This window comes from Candidatus Nitrosotalea sp. FS (assembly GCF_011319475.1).
In the GTDB taxonomy this organism is placed as follows: Archaea; Thermoproteota; Nitrososphaeria; order Nitrososphaerales; family Nitrosopumilaceae; genus Nitrosotalea.
This window is the reverse complement of the sequence record NZ_RCMC01000098.1, coordinates 1-3,336: the sequence shown is the minus strand read 5'-3', so window position 1 is coordinate 3,336 and position 3,336 is coordinate 1. Positions and strand designations below refer to the sequence as shown.

The window sequence follows — 3,336 nt, the reverse complement described above, 5'->3', positions numbered from 1 at the left end:
GAGTTTGCCTTGGCATTTACCAAAAAATAAGTTCAAGATAATTATTTTTCGTAGACGATATATACATGCAAATTNGAAAGGCAGTATCCAAAGAAAAACCAGAAATAATAACAGAAGCAGTCAAAGCAGTAAAGAAAGCAAATAATTCCACTCAGCTGTTATGCGGTGCAGGAATTATTTCGGGAGAAGATGTATTACGCGCATTAGAGCTTGGTGCAAAAGGAATACTTGTTGCAAGCGGCATTGTAAAGGCAAAGAACTGGGAAAAAACAATAGAAGAGTTTGCCTTGGCATTTACCAAAAAATAAATTCAAGATAATCATTTTTTCGTAGACGATATATACATGCAAATAGACTCAATCACATGACCGTAGAAAACGACATACTTGAGGAACTAAAAAAAATACGAGAAGCAGTCACACCTAAAGCTACAACCCCCGCACCTGAACCAAAAGGTCTCATTGCAGAATTCAAAGATTTCATTGGCAAGGCAGGAGTCTTGGGTCTTGCCATCGGTTTCATCATGGGAACCGTAATTGGCAGAGTAGTAACAGCTCTAGTGCAAGATCTCATCATGCCAATTCCTAGCGCATTCGTAGCAGGAGGAGACTGGAGAAAAGCAGTTGTTACAATACCAGTAGGAAACGGAATGAGTTTTGGAGTAGGCGACTTTATTGGTGTCGTGATTGATTTCCTCATAATCGCATTTGTTATCTTTGTGNGGAGACTGGAGAAAAGCAGTTGTTACAATACCAGTAGGAAGCGGAATGAATTTTGGAATAGGCGACTTCATCGGTGTTGTGATTGATTTTCTCATAATCGCCTTTGTTATCTTCATAATAGCAAAATTCGGACGAAAGGCTGGCTTGAAATAGCCTTTCACACATTTTTTGCAGTTATTTGAAGAAGACTGAAATATTGAATCAAGTCTTTATTTCGCATAATGCTGCCAAGACTTGAATCAATAAAACAGGCAAGGATGAAGATAGGCATGACTCAGCAAAAACTTGCTTCCCTTACAGGAGTCAGTACCTCGATGATAAATCAAATCGAGTCTGGGAGATGCNTAGGTATGACTCAGCAAAAACTTGCTTCTCTTACAGGAGTCAGTACTTCGATGATAAATCAGATCGAGTCTGGTAGATGTCAGCCAAGCTATTCCACTGCAAGAAAAATATTCGAAGTATTATGGTCCCTTGAAAGCCAAGCATCGACCAAGGCAGGAGATATTTGTAGTAAGGAGATTGCCAAGCTCAAGGCACATGATTCACTGCATGACGCAATAAAGAAAATGCAGGAGCTATCAATCAGCCAAATGCCAATCTTTGATGGTCCCGACGTAGTTGGGGTCATAACAGAAGATGGCATAATAAAACATATTTTGGACAATGATGAAACTGAACGAAAGNAATCTTTGACGGTCCCGAAGTAGTCGGAGTCATAACAGAAGATGGCATCATAAAACACATTTTGGATAACGATGAGACTGAACGAAAAAGGATCAAGATAGCTGAGATAATGGACCCAAGGCCTCCAATTGTAGACTATAACACTCCGGTCAAGACACTTGTATCTCTAATTAGATATTCAAAATGTGTGTTAGTATCAAAGCAGAGCAAAATTGTTGGAATAATTACTGCATCAGACACTCTCAAGCTAGTAGACTAATTTAGAATTAGTAATTAGAAAAATTTTCTATAGACTACAATACTTCCAAGTATTGCAACCATTACTACCATTGATGAAAACACTCCAAACTCTGGAATGGCAATTGCTTGTTGTACATCGGGTGTAAATGAAACAACATCATCCGGGTTCTCCCCAATGACATCAGCAAGACATGTCCTTGATTTATTATACAAGTCCCATGTTTTTTGATCCTGCATTATGACATCATGCTGTTGCAATACAGTAGCGTTTGGATGATTTTCCAAGTAGAATGACATCTTGTTATTTATCTGGTGTACAACATTCATGTAGATGTTAGTCTCAACGCTCCTTCCAAATGGGTTACACACAAAATTTCCAGATTTATCAAATTCTGCATATGCAGACATTTTACCAGTGCCTAGAATTGAGAACGATAATAGTACTGACGATATGATAAGCAGCACTAGAAGAATTTTCTTTGTCAAGATATGACATAATTACATCATGCCTTAAAAAATTGGTGTAGGATAATTCCTAATGAATTTTAGAGTTTTGTACGTCTCAGAGATCTAGAACAAACAGGTTCTATTAACATCTAGGATTTAGGATGAGAGCATNAGAAGAATTCTCTTTGTCAAGATATGACATAATTACATCATGCCTTAAAAAATTGGTGTAGGATAATTCCTAATGAATTTTAGAGTTTTGTACATCTCAGAGATCTGGCACAAACAAGTTCTACTAATATCTAGGATTTAGGATGTGAGCACAGCTCTGCCAGTACCCCATGCAATGATTTAGGATGCATGAATATTATTTTAGTACCACGTGAACCAGGCCTTATCTCTCCCAAGAATTTTATTCCGCACACTTTCATCCTGTCAACTTCTTTTTCAATGCCATCTGTTTCAAGGGCTATATGATGTAGCCCCTCNCTTTTGTTGTCAAGAATTTCTTGATTGGACTTGTGTCCTTGGTGGCCTCCATTAGCTCAATTCTAGAATTATTTAGATGAAGAATTGCCACTCGGACTCCTTCAGATTCCACAGTCTCAAATTCTACGTCGTGAACACCAAGTGCTTCTTTGTACTGTTTTACTGCATCGTCCAAGTTGTTTACTGCAATTGCGACATGATCTAGTCGCATCTTAGAATGTCTCCTTTGGCTGGTAAATTCCAAAGACTTCACGGAATGTATTGCTTATCTCTCCCAGTGTAGCATAATTATTTACAGCATCCAAGATAAACGGCATTAGATTTTCATCCTTGTCTGCAGCATCTTCATTTTTCCAAGTGCATGTTCAACTTTGATATTGTCACGGGTGCTACGTAATTCTTTTAGATTTGTCATTTGTTGTGTTTGAATGCTGCCGTCAATTTTCATGATTTCAGGTTTTTCCTTTGCTGCATCGGTGAATTTGTTGACACCAACTATTACCCTGTCTCCGCCATCGATTTCTTTCTTTAATCGATAGGCATTTTGTCTAATTTCAGATTGGAAGAATCCCCTCTCAATTCCCACAAGTGAGCCTCCCATTCGGTCTATTTTCTTTAGGTACTTGTTTGCCTCGGCTTCTATTGTATCAGTCAAATTCTCCACATAGTACGAGCCAGCAAGCGGGTCTACGGTTTTTGTGATTCCGCTCTCATGGCCCACAATCTGTTGTGTTCTTAATGCAATCTTTAC

The 3,336-nt window shown here is 38.5% G+C and carries 2 protein-coding genes and 7 pseudogenes; 5 read left to right on the top strand and 4 right to left on the bottom strand.

Annotated elements, in window-relative coordinates:
* Positions 1 to 75 precede the first annotated feature (75 nt).
* From DYY66_RS03750 to DYY66_RS15910, 5 genes and pseudogenes are all read left to right on the top strand, one after another.
* On the top strand, positions 76 to 308 hold a 233-nt coding region (locus tag DYY66_RS03750; RefSeq protein WP_178085578.1), incomplete at its 5' end, for a triose-phosphate isomerase.
* A 56-nt stretch (positions 309 to 364) separates the two neighbouring features.
* A pseudogene (locus DYY66_RS03745) lies at positions 365 to 721 on the top strand (MscL family protein); the annotation flags it as partial.
* A 222-nt stretch (positions 722 to 943) separates the two neighbouring features.
* Positions 944 to 1,066 (top strand): annotated as a pseudogene (locus DYY66_RS14005) (helix-turn-helix domain-containing protein); the annotation flags it as partial.
* 1 nt (position 1,067) lies between these two features.
* Positions 1,068 to 1,408: pseudogene (locus DYY66_RS03735) on the top strand (CBS domain-containing protein); the annotation flags it as partial.
* Position 1,409: 1 nt separating this feature from the next.
* Positions 1,410 to 1,668: pseudogene (locus DYY66_RS15910) on the top strand (CBS domain-containing protein); the annotation flags it as partial.
* A 14-nt stretch (positions 1,669 to 1,682) separates the two neighbouring features.
* Here the strand turns inward: DYY66_RS15910 and DYY66_RS03725 are convergent.
* The 4 genes and pseudogenes from DYY66_RS03725 to DYY66_RS03715 all read right to left on the bottom strand — a co-directional run.
* Positions 1,683 to 2,135, bottom strand: a complete 453-nt coding sequence (locus DYY66_RS03725; RefSeq protein ID WP_166286325.1) for a hypothetical protein — start codon at positions 2,133 to 2,135, stop codon at positions 1,683 to 1,685.
* 263 nt (positions 2,136 to 2,398) lie between these two features.
* Positions 2,399 to 2,584: pseudogene (locus DYY66_RS13995) on the bottom strand (VOC family protein); the annotation flags it as partial.
* Between the two features lies 1 nt (position 2,585).
* Positions 2,586 to 2,796 (bottom strand): annotated as a pseudogene (locus DYY66_RS13990) (VOC family protein); the annotation flags it as partial.
* A gap of 1 nt (position 2,797) precedes the next feature.
* Positions 2,798 to 3,336 (bottom strand): annotated as a pseudogene (locus tag DYY66_RS03715) (methylmalonyl-CoA mutase family protein); the annotation flags it as partial.